We start from the raw sequence: 17,513 nt of genomic DNA on the forward strand, positions 1-17,513 counted from the left end.
CGAAAAAGAATTGCTGATGGAGCGTGCATGGACGAGTTGACACTCGGTTTGATCGGCGCGGGCGCCGTCGTGGTGGGCGGCGTCGTGGTCTATAACGCATGGCAGGGCGCGAAGGTGCGGCGCAGGATGCCGCGCCCGATGCCGGAGGAAGCGGCCGAGGCGATGAACCGCCCGGAGCGCGACGAGGAATTGCCGTTCATCGAACCGGTGCGCCAGCCGGTGCGGCGCGAGCCCGCGGCACCGGTCGCGGCGCCGGCTGCGACGGCCGAAGTCGCGCGCGTCGAACCGACGTTCGGCGGCGCGGCACCTGCCGACATGCCGGCCGATCTGCAGGCCGAGGCGACCGGCGTCGACGCGGCGTCCGAATCGATCGAGCCGGCTGCCGGTGAAGAAGCCGTGCCGGCCGCCGCGCACGAAGCCGCCGCCGAAGCGGCCGAGCCGTCCGAACCCGTGCTGCCTGCCGCCACGACCATTTCGTCGGCACCGCCCGCGATCGTCGATCGCCGCATCGACTGCATCGTGCCGATCCGCCTCACCGGGTCGCTGCCGGGCGACAAGATCCTGCCGGCCGCGCAGCGGCTGCGCCGCGCGGGCAGCAAGCCCGTGCACATCGAAGGCAAGCCGGAAGGCGGCCAGTGGGAGTTGCTGCAAAACGGCGTGCGCTACGAAGAACTGCGCGCGGCCGCGCAGCTCGCGAACCGCAGCGGCGCGCTGAACGAGCTCGAGTTCTCCGAGTTCGTGACGGGCGTCCAGCAGTTCGCCGACGCGATAGACGGCGCGCCGGAATTTCCGGACATGATGGAAACGGTGGCGATGGCGCGCGAGCTCGACGCGTTTGCCGCACAGTGCGATGCGCAACTGTCGATCAACGTGATGTCGGACGGCGCACCGTGGTCGGCGAACTACGTGCAGGCCGTCGCGTCGCAGGACGGGCTGCTGCTGTCGCGCGACGGCACGCGTTTCGTGAAGCTCGACGCGAAGCAGAACCCGGTGTTCATGCTGCAGTTCGGCGACACGAACTTCCTGCGCGACGACCTGACCTACAAGGGCGGCAACATGATCACGCTGGTGCTCGACGTGCCGGTCGCCGAAGAGGACATCCTGCCGTTCCGGCTGATGTGCGATTACGCGAAGTCGCTGTCCGAGCGGATCGGCGCGCGGGTCGTCGACGATTCGCGCCGGCCGTTGCCGGAGTCGACGCTCGTCGCGATCGACCAGCAACTGATGAAGCTGTACGCGAAGCTCGAGGAAGCCGGTATCCCGGCCGGTTCGCCGGTCACGCGCCGCCTCTTCAGCCAGTAACGCGATGGCGCGGGCAGCGGGCTTCGGCGCGCTCGCCTGTCGCTGCGGCGCATGCGGTTCCGTGTGCGCTGCAGCACGCTTTCCCGGCGTGTATTGCACGCCCCGCCACGGCGTCAAACTGAGATAATCGGGCATCCGATTTTTTCAGAACGAATCTGCCGCCAGCATGGCCCGAACCCAAGCCGAACCGCCAGCCAGCCAGCCCGACGCGCGCGCCGCGTGGCTGCGCGACCAACTCGAGCGGGCGAACTACGCCTACTACGTGCTCGACCAGCCGGATCTGCCCGACGCCGAATACGACCGGCTGTTTCGCGAGCTGCAGCAGCTCGAAACCGACCATCCCGAACTCGTGACGCCCGATTCGCCGACGCAGCGCGTCGGCGGCGAAGCCGCGGGCGGCTTCACGCCGGTCGTCCACGATGCGCCGATGCTGTCGCTGAACAACGGTTTCGCCGACGAGGACATCGTCGCGTTCGACAAGCGCGTCGCCGACGCACTCGACAAGACGACCGATCTCGCCGGCTCGGTGACGGAGCCCGTCGAATACGCGTGCGAACTGAAGTTCGATGGTCTCGCGATCTCGCTGCGCTACGAGCGCGGCGTATTCGTGCAGGCGTCGACGCGCGGCGACGGCACGACCGGCGAGGACGTGACCGCGAACGTGCGCACGATCCGCTCGATCCCGTTGAAGCTGAAAGGCGCGAACGTGCCGGCCGTGCTCGACGTGCGCGGCGAGGTGCTGATGTTCAAGCGCGATTTTGCGCGCCTGAACGAACGTCAGCGTGAGGCCGAGCAGCGCGAATTCGCGAATCCGCGCAACGCGGCTGCCGGCAGCCTGCGCCAGCTTGACTCGAAGATCACCGCGCAACGTCCGCTGTCGTTCTTCGCGTACGGAATCGGCGTGCTCGACGGGGCGCCGATGCCCGAGACGCACAGCGCGCTGCTCGACTGGTACGAGTCGTTCGGCCTGCCCGTGAACCGCGAGCGCGCGGTCGTGCATGGCGCCGACGGCTTGCTCGAATTCTTCCGCAAGGTCGGCGAGAAGCGCGAGTCGCTGCCGTACGACATCGACGGCGTCGTCTACAAGGTCAACCGGCGCGACGAGCAGGAGCGCCTCGGCTTCGTGTCGCGCGCGCCGCGCTTCGCGCTTGCGCACAAGTTCCCCGCGCAGGAAGCGCTGACCAAGCTCGTCGCGATCGACGTGCAGGTCGGCCGCACCGGCGCGATCACGCCGGTCGCGCGCCTCGAGCCCGTGTTCGTCGGCGGCGCGACCGTGACCAACGCGACGCTGCACAACGAGGACGAAGTCCGCCGCAAGGACATCCGGATCGGCGACACCGTGATCGTGCGACGCGCGGGCGACGTGATTCCGGAGGTCGTCGGCGCGCTGCTCGACCGGCGCCCGGACGATGCGGCCGAGTTCGTGATGCCGACCGAATGCCCGGTATGCGGCTCGAAGATCGAGCGCCTGCCTGACGAGGCGATCGCGCGCTGCACCGGCGGCCTGTTCTGCCCGGCGCAGCGCAAGCAGGCGCTGTGGCACTTCGCGCAGCGTCGCGCACTCGACATCGACGGGCTCGGCGAGAAGATCATCGACCAGCTCGTCGAATTGAATCTCGTGCGCACGCCGGCCGACCTGTTCAATCTCGGTTTCGCGACGCTCGCCGAGCTCGACCGCTTCGCCGAGAAATCCGCACAGAACCTGCTCGACTCGCTCGAAAAGGCGAAGCACACGACGCTCGCGCGCTTCATCTACGGGCTCGGCATCCGCCATGTCGGCGAGTCGACCGCGAAGGATCTCGCGAAGCATTTCGGCTCGCTGACGCCGATCATGGACGCGTCTATCGAGGAGCTGCTCGAAGTCAACGACGTCGGGCCGATCGTCGCCGAGTCGCTGCACCAGTTCTTCGCGGAAGAGCACAACCGGACCGTGATCGAGCAGTTGCGCGCGCCGGGCAAGGTCACGTGGACGGAAGGGCCGCCCGCGCCGAAGGCGCCGCAGGGCGTGCTGGCCGGCAAGACGGTCGTGCTGACGGGCACGCTGCCGACCCTCACGCGCGAGGCGGCGAAGGAAATGCTCGAAGCGGCCGGTGCTAAAGTGGCCGGTTCGGTATCGAAGAAGACGGATTACGTGGTCGCGGGCGCCGAAGCCGGCAGCAAGCTCGCGAAGGCCGAGGAACTCGGCATCCCCGTGCTGGACGAAGACGGTCTGCACCAACTCCTGGAGGGCAATACGCCATGATTCGCGAGATCCTGAAGATGGGCGATCCGCGCCTGCTCGAAGTCGCCAAACCGGTCGAGCGGTTCGATACACCCGAGCTGCACGAGATCGTCGCGGACATGTTCGAGACGATGCACCACGCGAACGGCGCTGGCCTTGCTGCGCCGCAGGTCGGCATCGACCTGCAGATCATCATCTTCGGCTTCGGCAACAACAACCGCTACCCGGATGCGCCGCCCGTGCCCGAGACTGTGCTGATCAACCCGAAGATCGAGTACATGCCGCCGGACATGGAAGAGGGCTGGGAAGGCTGCCTGTCGGTGCCGGGCATGCGCGGCGTCGTCAGCCGCTACGCGAAGGTGCGCTACAGCGGCTTCGACCAGTTCGGCGCGAAGATCGATCGCGTCGCCGACGGTTTTCACGCGCGCGTCGTCCAGCATGAATACGATCACCTGATCGGCAAGCTGTACCCGATGCGGATCACCGACTTCACGCGTTTCGGCTTTACCGAAGTGCTGTTCCCGGGGCTCGATCCGGCCGCCGACGATTGATCGGCAGGCGTGCCGTTTCGCGCCGTCTGCAGGACATAAAAAAAGCCCGCTTGCGCGGGCTTTTTCGTTGCGTGGCGGCACGTGGCGTGCCCGCGATCAGAACGTCTCGTCGGCCGAGAGATAACGCCATTGCCCCTGCGGCAGTGCGCCGAGCATCACCCGGCCCATGCGCACGCGCTTCAGGCCGATCACTTCGAGGCCGACCAGCTCGCACATGCGGCGAATCTGACGCTTCTTGCCTTCGCGCAGCACGAAGCGCAACTGCTCGCCGTTCTGCCAGCTCACCATCGCGGGCTTCAGCGCAACGCCGTCGAGTTCGAGGCCGTGGCGCAGCTTCGCGAGCGATTCCGCGGGGAAGTGCTGGTCGATGTCGAGCAGCCGTTCGCCGAAGCGGACGCGCACCAGGTACTCCTTGTCGATGTCCGACTGCTCGCCGATCAGCTGCTTGGCGATCCGGCCGTTCTGCGTCAGCACGAGCATGCCGGTCGAATCGATGTCGAGCCGGCCGGCCGGTGCGAGCGCATGCAGGTGCTGCGGCGAGAAGCGCAGCGACGAATGGTCGCCGCGCCAGTGGTTGTCGCGCGTGATCAGCGCGGCTGCGGGCTCGTAGCCGTCTTCCGCCTGACCCGATACATAGCCGACCGGCTTGTGCAGCAGGATCGTCACCTGTGCGGCCTGCGCGGCGCTCGCGCGCTCGTCGATCTCGATGCGCTGGTCGGGGCGCACCTTGGTGCCGAGCGTGTCGATGCGTTCGCCGTCGACGAGCACCCAGCCCTTTTCGATCCATTCGTCGGCTTCGCGGCGCGAGCACAGGCCGAGTTCGGACATCCGCTTCGACAGGCGCATCAGGCCCGTTTCGTCGCCGTGGTCGATGTCGGCAGCGCGGCGCTTGACGGGTTGAGCGGCCTTCAGGCCCGCGCCTGGCGAGCGGCGCTCGGTGCTGCCGCGCTCACCGTCGCGTGCAGGGCGCGCCGGGCGGTCGCCGAAGCTGCGCTTCGGGCCTTCGCTGGTTGCCTTGTCGCGATACGGGGCGCGCTTGCCTTCGTCGGCGCCTGCGCGGCGCGGACGTGCATCGTCATCGCTGCGGCGCGCCGGACGGTCGCCGAAGCTGCGCTTCGGAGCTTCACCGGTTGCCTTGTCGCGGTAGGGGGCACGCGGGCCGCCTTCGGCGCCTGCGCGGCGCGGTCGCGAATCGTCATCACGGCGAGGTGGGCGATCGCCGAAGCTGCGCTTCGGGCCTTCGCCAGCTGCCTTGTCGCGATAGGGCGCGCGCGGGCTGCCTTCGGCGCCGGCACGGCGCGGTCGCGAATCGTCATCGCGGCGCGGCGGGCGATCGCCGAAGCTGCGCTTCGGGCCTTCGCCAGCTGCCTTGTCGCGATAGGGTGTGCGCGGGCCGCCTTCAGCGCCTGCGCGGCGCGGACGCGAATCGTCATCGCGACGCGGCGGGCGATCGCCGAAGCTGCGCTTCGGGCCTTCGCCAGCTGCCTTGTCGCGATAGGGCGCGCGCGGGCCGCCTTCGGCACCTGCACGGCGCGGTCGTGAATCATCGTCGCTGCGACGTGGCGGGCGATCGCCGAAGCTGCGCTTCGGACCTTCACCGGTTGCCTTGTCGCGATAAGGCGCACGCGGGCCGCCTTCAGCGCCTGCGCGGCGCGGCCGTGAATCGTCATCGCGACGGGGCGGGCGGTCGGACGACGTCCGGCGGTCGCCGGCCGGCTTGCCTTCAGCGCCGCGATAGCTGCGTTCGGCACCGCCGTCGCGCGGCGCACGCTTGGCCGTTGCACGATCCGCACCCGGGCGCTCTGCGCCCGCGGCGCCACGCGGCTTGAACGCGCGCTCGCCGGCTGCAGCCGGGGCCGCCTTCTTCGGGCGAGCCGGCTTGTCTCCCGCGGGCGGCACTGCGGGGCGCACCGCCTTGCGGGCAACGAGGCTGCCGGAGCGGACAGGGGCGCGGGTCGGCGACGCCGGCTTCGGATTCTTGACGGTTAGTTTGGTGCGCATAAACGCTGGGATTCATTCAGACTGCGATCGCGCGCAGCAATTCGGTTTCGAGCTGGATCTGCAGGCGGTTGTCGGACAAGCCGGCGCCCGCGAGCAGGAAGATGTCCTCGACGCGTTCGCCGAGTGTATTGATCCGCGCCGCATGGACGCCGATCCGATGCTCGGCGAGCACGCGCGCGATCGAATAGAGAAGGCCCGGCCGGTCGTTGGCGGACACGGACAGGATGTAGTACTGGCCGCGCTCGTCGGCCCGCAGGTCGACGCGCGGCGTGATCGGAAACGTCCGCGACAGCCGCGACAGGCGGCCCTTGGACGGTTCCGGCAGCGGCGCCGTTTCGGCGAGCCGCGTCGCGAGCTGCTGCTCGACGAGATTCGCGATGTCGCGGTATCGCACGTCGCGCTCGGTCTGCGTGACGATGAAGTTGTCGAGCGCATAGCCGTGCCGCGTCGTGCTGACGCGCGCATCGAGCACCGACAGCCCGTTGCGGTCGAAATACGCGCAGATGCCCGCGAACAGGTCGGGGCGGTCCTTCACGTACACGAGCACTTGCAGCGCGTCGCCGATCGGCGACGGCCGTGCGCGCACGATTGCGGTTTCGGCGTTCACGTGCCAGTACAGCACACGCGTCTGCCAGGCGATGTCGGCCGCATCGTGGCGCAGGAAGAAACCGATGTCGAGTTGATCCCACAGCGCGCGGTGCGCATCGTCGGGTACGGTCTCGAGACGCAGCAGCGCGAGAGCCTGTTCCTGCCGCGACTTCAGTTCCGAATGCGCGTCGGGGTTCGCGCCGCCGAGCACCGCGAGCGTGATGCGGTAGAGATCCTCGAGCAGCTTGCCCTTCCACGTATTCCACACCTTCGGGCTCGTGCCGCGGATATCGGCGACGGTCAGCAGGTAGAGCGCGGTGAGACGCCGTTCGTTGCCGACGAGTTCGGCGAAGCGCTTGATGACTTCGGGGTCGCTCGTGTCCTGCTTCTGCGCGACCTGGCTCATCGTCAGGTGATGCTGGACGAGCCACACGATCAGCGCCGCGTCGTCGCCGGCGATCCCGTGTTCGCGGCAGAAGCGCCGCGCGTCGGTCATCCCGAGCGTCGAGTGATCGCCGCCGCGGCCCTTCGCGATGTCGTGGAACAGCGCCGCGACGTACAGCACCCACGGGCGCTCGAAGTTGCCGATCAACTGGCTGCAGAACGGGTACTCGTGCGCATGCTCGGCGACCGCGAAGCGGCGGATGTTGCGCAACACCATCAGGATGTGCTGGTCGACCGTGTACACGTGGTACAGGTCGTGCTGCATCTGGCCGACGATGCGGCGGAAATTCAGCAGGTAGCGGCCGAGCACGCTCGTCTGGTTCATCAGCCGGAACGCGTGCGTGATGCCTTCGGGCTGCTGCAGGATCAGCATGAACGTGCGGCGATTCTGCGGATCGCGGCGCCACGCGTTGTTCATGATTTCGCGCGAGTTGTACAGCGCGCGCAGCGTGCGTGCAGACAGGCCCTTCACGCCGCGGGTCGTCTCGTACAGCAGGAACGCTTCGAGGATCGCGTCGGGATGGCGCTCGAACACGCCGTCGTCGACGATCTCGAGCATCCCCTGTTTCTCGACGAAACGATCGGGCGACAGCACGCGCGTGATGCCGCTCGTCGCGGGGAAGAGTTGCGCCTCGATGTTCTGGATCAGGATCGTCGCGAGCTGCGTGACGGCTTTCGCGGCCCAGTAATAACGACGCATCAGCTGCTCGCTCGCGCGCTTGGCCTGCGTGGGCTGGTAGCCGAAGCTCTCGGCGGCCTGCGTCTGCAGGTCGAACACGAGCATGTCCTGGCGGCGGCCGGCGATCACGTGCAGCCGTGCGCGCAGCGTCTTCAGGAAGCCCTCGTTACGGCGCAGCTCGCGCGCTTCGCGATCGGTGATGAGCCCGCGCGTGTCGAGCTCGCGCCAACTGCTGCCGAAGCCCGCCGCGCGCGCGATCCACAGAATGGTCTGCAGGTCGCGCAGCCCGCCGGGGCTTTCCTTCACGTTGGGTTCGAGGCTGTACGGCGTGTCCTGGAACTTCGCGTGGCGCTGGCGCATCTCGAGCACCTTCGCGGTGAAGAACGCGCGTGCGTCGAGCGCTTCGTGGTAGCGCACCGTGAAGCGCTCGAACAGCGCGGTGCTGCCGACGATGCGGCGCGCTTCCAGCAGGGAAGTCTGCACCGTGACGTCCTGCGACGCCTCCTCGATGCATTGCGCGACGGTGCGCACGCTGCTGCCGATCTCGAGGCCGAGATCCCACGCCATCCCGATGAAGCGCTCGATGCGCGGATCGAGCGCCGGATCGTGCGCATCGGGCAGCAGCACGAGGATGTCGACGTCGGAATGAGGGGCGAGCTCGCCGCGCCCGTAGCCGCCGACGGCGACCAGCGCGAGCGTCGCGGGCAGCCCGCATTCGTCCCACACGCGCTTCAGTGCATCGTCGGTGAGCTTCGACAACGCATGCATCAGCGACGCGACGTTCGTCGCGCTGCGAAAGCGCTCGAGCATCGCGGCCTTGGCGGCCTTGAATTCGGCGCGCCGCGACAGCGCTTCGGGCGAGGGGGCTGCGTGAGCGCTCATGGGCGGCCGTTCGGGTCAGGGGGCGGGCAGGGAGGGCGGGCTGGCGCGACGGCGCTCAGACCGCGGCGGCCGGTTGCGCGAACACGGGGCGCGCCGGCGTGCCGGCCGACACGGTCAGCACTTCGTAGCCGGTTTCGGTGACGAGCACGGTGTGCTCCCACTGCGCGGACAGGCTGCGGTCGCGCGTCTTGACCGTCCACTGGTCGGGCATCGTGCGGATGTCGCGCTTGCCGGCGTTGATCATCGGCTCGATCGTGAAGATCATCCCGGCCTTCAGTTCGATGCCGGTGCCCGGACGGCCGTAGTGGACGACTTGCGGATCCTCGTGGAACACCGTGCCGATGCCGTGGCCGCAGTATTCGCGCACGACGCTGTAGCCTTGCGCTTCCGCGTGCTTCTGGATCGCGTAGCCGATGTCGCCGAGGTGCGCGCCGGGCTTGACCTGGTCGATGCCCAGCCACATGCATTCGTAGGTGGTCTGCACGAGGCGCTTCGCGAGGATCGAGCCTTCGCCGACGATGAACATCCGGCTCGTGTCGCCGAAGTAGCCGTTCTTGATCACGGTGATGTCGATGTTCAGTGCATCGCCGTTCTTGATCACCTTCTCGCCGGGAATGCCGTGGCAGATCACGTCGTTGACCGAGATGCAGGTGGCCTTCGGGTAAGGCGGATAGCCGGGCGGCTGGTAGTTCAGCGGCGCGGGGATCGTACCCTGCTCGTTGAGCATGAACTCGTGGCAGAGGCGATCGAGTTCGGCGGTGGTGACGCCCGCGACGACGTGCGGCGTGATGAAGTCGAGCACTTCGCTCGCGAGACGGCAGGCGACGCGCATCTCCGCGATATCGTGTTCGTTTTTGAGCGTAATAGCCATCGAGGTATGCCTGGAATGCGGTGAATTGACGGATTATCGCACCTTATGGCGGGCATCGCAGCCCCTGCCGGCGGCGCGGATGCGGGTTTTCGCGGATTGTCCGGCCCGCTGCCGCACGGCAAGCGAAAGTGGCGAGCGACTTGAGAGCGGACAAATCGGCGTGCTATACTCTTTGGCTAAGTCGATATCCGATTTTGCCGTTGTTCCCCATCTTGGGGCGGCATCGCGGTGAAAGGCTTACGGCACGGGCGTTTTGCACGTGTCGAATCGCAAGCCGGCGCAACCAGGGTGCCGGCCGCGCGAAATCCGATGCCCTTCGGGGCAGGTTCGCGCGGCGGTACGGCGGCCGGCTTAAGACCCAACCCTCGTGGAGAATTTACATGGCAGTTACGATGCGCCAAATGCTGGAAGCGGGTGTCCACTTCGGTCACCAGACGCGCTTCTGGAACCCGAAGATGGCTCCGTTCATTTTCGGTCACCGCAACAAGATTCACATCATCAACCTCGAAAAGACGCTGCCGATGTTCACGGACGCACAGAAGTACGTGCGCCAGCTGGCAGCGAACCGCGGCACGATCCTGTTCGTCGGCACGAAGCGTCAGTCGCGTGACACGATCGCCCAGGAAGCGCAGCGCGCGGGCATGCCGTTCGTCAACGCACGCTGGCTCGGCGGCATGATGACCAACTTCAAGACGCTGAAGGTTTCGATCAAGCGCCTGAAGGACATGGAGGCGGCAGTCGAGGCAGGCGAGCTCGAAAAGATGAGCAAGAAGGAAGCGCTGCTGTTCGAACGTGAAATCGCCAAGCTGCAGAAGTCGATCGGCGGCGTGAAGGACATGGGCGGCATTCCGGACGCGATCTTCGTCGTCGACGTCGGCTACCACAAGATTGCCGTCACCGAAGCGAACAAGCTGGGCGTGCCGGTCATCGCCGTGGTCGATACGAACCACTCGCCGGAAGGTGTGGATTACGTGATCCCGGGTAACGACGACTCGAGCAAGGCAGTCGCGCTGTACGCTGAAGGCGTGGCCGACGCGATCCTCGAAGGCCGTGCGAATGCGGTCAACGAAGTGGTCCAGGCGGCGCGTGGCGACGACGAGTACGTCGAGGAAAACGCGTAACTGGCCCCGAGCCGGCGCAAAAAGGGGGCTCTCAACAGGCCCCCTTTTTTTAAGCTTGTGCGCCGGACCTGATCGCGCCGAATCGGCGCGGGTCCGGAAACGATTTTCGGCCGTTCGCGTCCAAGCGGGCGGCGTTGTGAATACAGACTCAAGGAGCGAATGATGGCGGCAATTACCGCAAGCATGGTGGCAGAACTGCGCGCAAAGACCGACGCACCGATGATGGAGTGCAAGAAGGCGCTGACGGAAGCCGACGGCGATCTGGCCAAGGCTGAAGAACTCCTGCGCGTCAAGCTCGGCAACAAGGCGAGCAAGGCGGCATCGCGCGTGACGGCCGAAGGCGTCGTCGCATCGTTCGTCGGCGGCAACGCAGGCGCGCTGGTCGAACTGAACTGCGAAACCGACTTCGTCGCGAAGAACGACGACTTCCTCGCATTCTCGAAGACGGTCGCCGAACTCGTTGCAACGCAGAACCCGGCCGACGTGGCTGCGCTGTCGGCGCTGCCGCTCGACGGCAAGACGGTCGACGCAGTGCGTCTGGAACTGATCGGCAAGATCGGCGAGAACGTGTCGATCCGCCGTTTCGTCCGTTTCGAAACCGCGAACAAGATCGCCACGTACCTGCACGGCGCGCGTATCGGCGTGATCGTCGAGTACACGGGCGCGGAAGAGCAGGTCGGCAAGGACGTCGCGATGCACATCGCGGCAATGAAGCCGGTCGCGCTGTCGTCGGCCGACGTGCCGGCAGAGCTGATCGAAACGGAACGCCGCGTGGCCGAGCAGAAGGCTGCTGAATCGGGCAAGCCGGCCGAGATCGTCGCGAAGATGGTCGATGGCAGCGTCCAGAAGTACCTGAAGGAAGTGTCGCTGCTGAACCAGACGTTCGTTAAGAACGACAAGCAGACGATCGAGCAGATGCTGAAGGCGGCGGATTCCGCAGTGCAGAAGTTCGCGCTGTTCGTCGTTGGCGAAGGCATCGAGAAGCGCCAGGACGACTTCGCCGCCGAAGTGGCCGCGCAAGTCGCAGCAGCAAAGCAGCAGTAAGCAGTCAGGCAGTATCCGCGGCGGGCGTCCGCTCCGCCGCGGTCGGCGCCGCCGCCGGCCGGCCGGGAAACCCGGTCCGACCGTCGGCGCTTGCCCGAATCAGTATTTCGCCCCTACAGTTCGTGGTTGTCATCCTCTCGTCGCTCGGAAGCCCCTATGTCCAATGCCTATAAACGCGTCCTCCTCAAACTCTCCGGCGAAGCGCTGATGGGCGACGATGCCTTCGGCATCAATCGCGCGACGATCGAACGGATGGTGGCCGATATCGCCGAAGTCGTGCGTCTCGGTACGCAGCTTGCGGTTGTGATCGGTGGCGGTAATATTTTCCGTGGTGTCGCGGGTGGCGCAGCCGGCATGGACCGTGCGACCGCCGACTACATGGGGATGCTCGCGACGATGATGAACGCGCTGGCGCTGCAGGACGCGATGCGCCACGCCGGCATCGAGGCGCGTGTGCAGTCCGCGCTGCGGATGGACCAGGTCGTCGAGCCGTACATCCGGCCGCGCGCGATCCGCCAGCTCGAGGAAGGCCGCGTCGTGATCTTCGCGGCCGGCACGGGCAACCCGTTCTTCACGACGGATACCGCCGCCGCGCTGCGCGGTTCGGAAGTGGGCGCCGAGGTCGTGCTGAAGGCGACCAAGGTCGATGGCGTATATTCTGCCGATCCGAAGAAGGATCCGTCGGCCACGCGCTACACGACGATCAGCTTCGACGAGGCGATCAGCCGCAACCTGCAGGTGATGGACGCGACGGCCTTTGCGCTGTGCCGCGACCAGAAGCTGCCGATTCGCGTGTTTTCGATCAACAAGCCGGGCGCGCTCAAGCGCATCGTGCTGGGCGAGGACGAAGGTACGCTCGTCCACGTGTAAACTCCCGCGGATGCGGGCATCGGCTCTGGTGCGAGAGGCGCGCCGGGCAGGGCCCGCGTTTTTTGAAGGTTTGAAGGTTCGGAGGTTGAAATGAGTGTCGCTGATACCAAGAAGGGCGTCGAGCAGAAGATGCAGCGCTCGATCGATGCATTCAAGAGCGATCTGGCGAAGATCCGCACGGGCCGTGCACACACCGGCATGCTCGATCACGTGCAGGTCGACTACTACGGTTCGATGGTGCCGATCTCGCAGGTTGCCAACCTGACGCTCGTCGACGCACGCACGATCGGCGTGCAGCCGTGGGAAAAGCCGATGGTCGCAAAGGTCGAGAAGGCCATTCGTGAAGCCGATCTGGGCCTGAACCCGGCAACGACCGGCGACCTGATCCGCGTGCCGATGCCCGCGCTGACGGAAGAGCGCCGCCGCGAGCTGACCAAGGTCGTCAAGAGCGAAGGCGAAACGGCCAAGGTCGCGATCCGCAACCTGCGCCGCGACGCGAACGAAGCGCTCAAGAAGCTCGTGAAGGACAAGGAAATCTCGGAAGACGACGAGCGCCGTGCGAGCGACGACGTGCAGAAGCTGACCGACAAGCACGTCGCCGAAATCGACAAGCTCGTGCAGACCAAGGAAGCCGAGATCATGACGGTCTGACGACCGTCCTCGCGCGCCGCCTTCTTCCCGAAACTGTCTCAACGGCCATGACCTATACAAGCTCTACCGTTCGCGTGCCTGACGTCGGCGTCGTGCCGCGTCACATCGCGATCATCATGGACGGCAATGGCCGCTGGGCAACCGAACGCCGCTTGCCGCGCGTCGCGGGGCATACCCGCGGCGTCGATGCCGTGCGGTCGGTGGTCGAAGGCTGCGCGCGCGCCGGCGTCGAATACCTGACGCTGTTCGCGTTCAGTTCGGAAAACTGGCGTCGGCCGACCGACGAAGTGTCGTTCCTGATGCGGCTGTTCATCACCGCGCTCGAGCGCGAGGTCGGCAAGCTGCATGCGAACGGGATCCGCCTGCGTGTCGTCGGCGATCTCGACCGTTTCGAGCCGCGCATCCGCGAACTGATTCGCCGCGCCGAAACCAAGACGGCGCGCAACACCCGTCTTACGCTGACCATCGCCGCCAACTACGGCGGGCGGTGGGACATCCTGCAGGCGACGAAGAAGCTCGTCGAGCAGGCCGTGCGCGAGGGTCGCGAGGTCGAAGTGACCGAGGACGCATTCGCGCCGCACCTGGCGATGGCCTATGCGCCGGAGCCCGATCTTTTCATCCGTACGGGCGGCGAGCAGCGCGTCAGCAACTTCCTGCTGTGGCAGCTCGCGTACGCCGAATTCTATTTCACCGACAAATACTGGCCGGATTTCGACGGCGCGGCGCTGGCCGACGCGATGGCGTCGTATACCGAGCGCGAGCGCCGGTTCGGGCGCACGAGCGCGCAGCTCGAACCGCAATCGCAGAACGCCGACTCCCTTTCATGCTGAAAACCCGTGTGATCACGGCGATCGTGATGCTGGCAGTGCTGCTGCCGGTGACGCTGTTCGCGCCGCTGGCCGCGTTCGGCGCGCTGATCGGCGCCGTACTCGTGTTCGCCGCGTGGGAGTGGGCGCGCCTGCTGAAGCTCGGCGGCGCCGGTCCGGTCATCTATGCGGTCGTCGCAGCGCTCGCGCTGGCGGCGACCACGCCGCTCGGCATCGATGCGGTTTCGTCCCGTCCCCTTTTCATGGCAGCCGGTGTGTTCTGGCTGCTGGTCGGCCCGTTTACGCTGCGGCGCAAGCCCGAACTCGCGGGCGGCGTGTGGCGGCCGTTCCTGCTGGCGGCCGGTCTCGTGGTATTTGCGGCCTGCTGGCATGCGCTCGTCGCGGCGCGTGCGCAGGGCGTGCCGTTCGTGCTGTCGCTGCTTCTGGTCGTCTGGCTGGCCGATATCGGCGCATACTTCGCGGGCAAGGCCTTCGGAAAGCGTAAACTGGCCATCACGATCAGTCCCGGGAAGAGCTGGGAAGGCGCGATCGGCGGCTGGCTCACGGTGATGGTCGTCGCCGGCGTCGCGATGGCGGCGCATGCGTTCGAGCCGACCCTGTTTTCCGCATTTGCCGCGCGCTACGGGATGCCCGGCGCGTGGGCTGCGCTGACGCTGCTGGTCGCATACAGCGTGATCGGCGACCTGTTCGAGTCGCTGCTGAAGCGGCAGGCGGGCGTGAAGGATTCGAGCGGACTGCTGCCCGGCCATGGCGGCGTGCTCGACCGTGTCGACGCGCTGCTGCCGGTGCTGCCGCTCGCGATGCTGCTGCTTGGTTAAACCACTAATTCTGTTATGCAAAAACGTCTGACATTGCTCGGTTCCACGGGCTCGATCGGAGACAGCACGCTCGATGTGGTCGCGCGCCACCCCGAACGCTTCTCGGTCTACGCGCTGACCGCGCATCGCAACGGCGACAAGCTCGTCGAGCAGTGCCTGCGCTTTGCGCCCGAAGTGGCGGTGGTCGGCGATGCCGCGACGGCCGCGCACGTCGACGCGAAACTGCGCGCGGCAGGCAGCAAGACGACCGTGCTGCACGGGCCGCAGGCGCTCGTCGACGTATCGAAGAGCGACGGCTGCGACACGGTGGTCGCGGCGATCGTCGGCGCTGCCGGCCTGGCGCCGAGCCTCGCGGCCGCGCGCGCCGGCAAGCGGATCCTGCTCGCGAACAAGGAAGCGCTCGTGATGTCGGGCGCGATCTTCATGGATGCCGTGCGCGACCATGGCGCGATCCTGCTGCCGGTCGACAGCGAACACAACGCGATTTTCCAGTGCATGCCGCGTGATGCGGCGGAGCACGGCGGGATCTCGAAGATCATCCTGACCGCATCGGGCGGCCCGTTCCGCACGCGCGAGCCGGCCACGCTCGTCAACGTGACGCCGGACGAGGCGTGCAAGCACCCGAACTGGGTGATGGGCCGCAAGATCTCGGTCGATTCCGCGACGATGATGAACAAGGGCCTCGAGGTGATCGAGGCACACTGGATCTTCGGGCTGCCGGGCGACCGGATCGATGTGCTGATCCATCCGCAGAGCGTGATCCACTCGCTCGTGTCGTACCGCGACGGCTCGGTGCTCGCGCAGCTCGGCAACCCCGACATGCGCACGCCGATCGCGCACGCGCTCGCATTCCCCGATCGCGTCGATGCGGGCGTCGACCAGCTCGACCTCGCGCAGATCGCCCAGTTGTCGTTCGAAAAGCCCGATTACGCGCGTTTCCCGTGTCTCGCGCTCGCGCTGAAGACGCTTGACGAAGGCGGTATCGCGAGCACCGCATTGAACGCGGCGAACGAGGTTGCAGTCGAAGCGTTTCTCGAGCGCCGGATCGGCTTCATGGCGATCGCGGCGACGGTCGACGCAGTGCTCAACGCATTGCCGAACCGCGCGCCCGACGGGCTCGACGACGTCCTGGCGGCGGATGCCGAGGCACGCCGCCTCGCCGCCGCGATCATTGCGAAAGCGCCTGCGCCACGCGTGGAGCGTACTGTCTGAATGAGGTGCTCATGAACGTGCTGGTCGAACTGATCGCGTTTGCGGTGGCGATCGGGGTGCTGGTCGTCGTGCATGAGTACGGACATTATCGCGTCGCGCGCTGGTGCGGCGTGAAGGTGCTGCGTTTCTCGATCGGCTTCGGCCAGCCCGTCGCGCGCTGGGTCAGCCGCAGGACGGGCACCGAGTGGACGCTGTCCGTGCTGCCGCTCGGCGGGTACGTGAAGATGCTCGACGAGCGCGATCCGGGCCCCGGCATCAAGCCGGAGGAACTCGGGCAGGCGTTCAACCGGCAATCGGTCTACAAGCGGATCGCGATCGTCGCGGCCGGGCCGATTGCGAACTTCCTGTTGGCAATCGCGCTGTTTTCCATCGTATTTGCCACCGGCGTGACCGAGCCGGCCGCGATCGTCGCGCCGCCGGCCGCCGGCACGGTGGCGGCCCGCGCGGGCTTCGACGGCAACGAGACGATCGTGTCGTTGCGCGATGCGCAGGGCGGCGAATCGGATCCGGTGCGCTCGTGGTCGGACCTGCGCTGGAAGCTGTTGTCGGCCGCTTTCGATCATCGCGAGATCGTGCTCGGTGCACGCGACGGCAACACGACGTTCGATTTCCGCGTCGACCTCCGCAATGTTCCCGAAAGTCAGCTCGACGACGATTTCATGGCGCATCTTGGCTTCGAGACCGGCGGCGGCACGCTGTCGGTCGCGTCGGTGCAGCCCGGCAGTGCGGCGGAGCAGGCGGGCCTGAAGGCCGGCGACAAGCTGGTCGCGCTCGACGGCAAGCCGATCGGCGGCGCATCGCGCTTCATCGATACGGTGAAACATCATGCGGGCAAGGCGCTCGACCTGCAGATCGAGCGCAGCGGCGCTGCACAGACGGTGCCGATCGTGCCGCAGATGCAGCGCGACGACGAGTCCGGGCAGCAGGTCGGCCGCATCGGCGCGGCGCTGTCGATGCACGCGCCGTCCGTCGACGTGCGCTACGGGCCGATCGAGAGCCTGCGGCTCGGCGCGCACCGCACGTGGGACATCTCGGTGTACTCGCTGCGGATGTTCGGACGGATGATTACGGGCAACGCATCGCTGAAGAACCTCTCCGGCCCCGTGACGATAGCGGACTACGCGGGCAAGAGCGCGCGGCTCGGTCCGTCGGCGTTCCTGTCGTTCCTCGCCCTTGTCAGCATTAGCCTTGGCGTCCTGAACTTGTTGCCGATTCCCGTTTTGGACGGGGGGCATCTGTTATATTATGCGGTTGAAGCCGCGACCGGGAAAGCCGTCTCGGAGCGCTGGCAGCTGATTCTGCAAAGAGCCGGGTTGATCTGCATCGTCGCGTTGTCGGCGATCGCGCTGTTCAACGATCTGGCTCGGTTAATCCATTTCTGAAGCGTCAGGCGGCGGCCACTGGGCAGCCGCCCGATTTGATGCAGCTAAA

General features: G+C 66.7%; 14 protein-coding genes. 11 read left to right on the forward strand and 3 right to left on the reverse strand.

All coding sequences use genetic code 11. The annotated features are described in order from the left end of the window. Positions 1-27 precede the first annotated feature (27 nt). From BBJ41_RS01785 to def, 3 genes are all read left to right on the forward strand, one after another. Complete coding sequence (locus BBJ41_RS01785; protein ID WP_069745060.1) at positions 28-1,302, forward strand: cell division protein ZipA C-terminal FtsZ-binding domain-containing protein; 1,275 nt, start codon at positions 28-30, stop codon at positions 1,300-1,302. Between the two features lie 166 nt (positions 1,303-1,468). After that, positions 1,469-3,544: an NAD-dependent DNA ligase LigA gene (gene ligA / locus BBJ41_RS01790; RefSeq protein ID WP_069745061.1), complete on the forward strand. Its 2,076-nt coding sequence runs from the start codon at positions 1,469-1,471 to the stop codon at positions 3,542-3,544. Then, a complete protein-coding gene (gene def / locus BBJ41_RS01795; protein WP_069745062.1) occupies positions 3,541-4,074 on the forward strand; it encodes a peptide deformylase in 534 nt (177 codons plus the stop codon). Before ligA ends, def begins: the two co-directional genes overlap by 4 nt. Positions 4,075-4,170: 96 nt before the next feature. Here the strand turns inward: def and BBJ41_RS01800 are convergent, their stop codons facing one another. From BBJ41_RS01800 to map, 3 genes are read right to left on the reverse strand one after another with little or no spacing between them, the layout of a single operon-like run. Then, positions 4,171-6,075, reverse strand: a complete 1,905-nt coding sequence (locus BBJ41_RS01800) for a pseudouridine synthase (RefSeq protein ID WP_069745063.1) — start codon at positions 6,073-6,075, stop codon at positions 4,171-4,173. A 16-nt stretch (positions 6,076-6,091) separates the two neighbouring features. Beyond that, on the reverse strand, positions 6,092-8,668 hold the full coding sequence (locus BBJ41_RS01805; RefSeq protein WP_069745064.1) for a [protein-PII] uridylyltransferase: 2,577 nt from the start codon (positions 8,666-8,668) through the stop codon (positions 6,092-6,094). A gap of 55 nt (positions 8,669-8,723) precedes the next feature. Next, a complete protein-coding gene (gene map / locus BBJ41_RS01810; protein ID WP_012328760.1) occupies positions 8,724-9,539 on the reverse strand; it encodes a type I methionyl aminopeptidase in 816 nt (271 codons plus the stop codon). Between the two features lie 380 nt (positions 9,540-9,919). On the opposite strand from map, the gene rpsB reads away from it, so the two are divergent. From rpsB to rseP, 8 genes are all read left to right on the forward strand, one after another. Further along, positions 9,920-10,660: a 30S ribosomal protein S2 gene (rpsB, locus tag BBJ41_RS01815; RefSeq protein WP_006752149.1), complete on the forward strand. Its 741-nt coding sequence runs from the start codon at positions 9,920-9,922 to the stop codon at positions 10,658-10,660. 162 nt (positions 10,661-10,822) lie between these two features. Beyond that, positions 10,823-11,704: a translation elongation factor Ts gene (gene tsf, locus BBJ41_RS01820; protein ID WP_065500997.1), complete on the forward strand. Its 882-nt coding sequence runs from the start codon at positions 10,823-10,825 to the stop codon at positions 11,702-11,704. A 156-nt stretch (positions 11,705-11,860) separates the two neighbouring features. Further along, a complete protein-coding gene (gene pyrH / locus BBJ41_RS01825) occupies positions 11,861-12,574 on the forward strand; it encodes a UMP kinase (RefSeq protein WP_006402648.1) in 714 nt (237 codons plus the stop codon). A gap of 90 nt (positions 12,575-12,664) precedes the next feature. Beyond that, positions 12,665-13,225: a ribosome recycling factor gene (gene frr / locus BBJ41_RS01830; RefSeq protein WP_069745065.1), complete on the forward strand. Its 561-nt coding sequence runs from the start codon at positions 12,665-12,667 to the stop codon at positions 13,223-13,225. 47 nt (positions 13,226-13,272) lie between these two features. Beyond that, positions 13,273-14,055, forward strand: a complete 783-nt coding sequence (gene uppS, locus BBJ41_RS01835; protein ID WP_069745066.1) for a polyprenyl diphosphate synthase — start codon at positions 13,273-13,275, stop codon at positions 14,053-14,055. Continuing rightward, entirely contained in the window at positions 14,049-14,870 is an 822-nt protein-coding gene (locus BBJ41_RS01840) for a phosphatidate cytidylyltransferase (RefSeq protein WP_069745067.1), read from the forward strand. The genes uppS and BBJ41_RS01840 overlap by 7 nt, the downstream gene beginning before the upstream one ends. A 15-nt stretch (positions 14,871-14,885) precedes the next feature. Further along, positions 14,886-16,082 carry a 1-deoxy-D-xylulose-5-phosphate reductoisomerase gene (locus BBJ41_RS01845; RefSeq protein WP_069745068.1) on the forward strand — a complete coding sequence of 399 codons (1,197 nt, stop codon included), beginning with the start codon at positions 14,886-14,888 and terminating at the stop codon, positions 16,080-16,082. Positions 16,083-16,093: 11 nt separating this feature from the next. Then, positions 16,094-17,464: an RIP metalloprotease RseP gene (rseP, locus tag BBJ41_RS01850; protein WP_069745069.1), complete on the forward strand. Its 1,371-nt coding sequence runs from the start codon at positions 16,094-16,096 to the stop codon at positions 17,462-17,464. Positions 17,465-17,513: the final 49 nt, after the last annotated feature.

Origin of the sequence: Burkholderia stabilis (genome assembly GCF_001742165.1) — a bacterium.
GTDB classification, from domain to species: domain Bacteria; phylum Pseudomonadota; class Gammaproteobacteria; order Burkholderiales; family Burkholderiaceae; genus Burkholderia; species Burkholderia stabilis.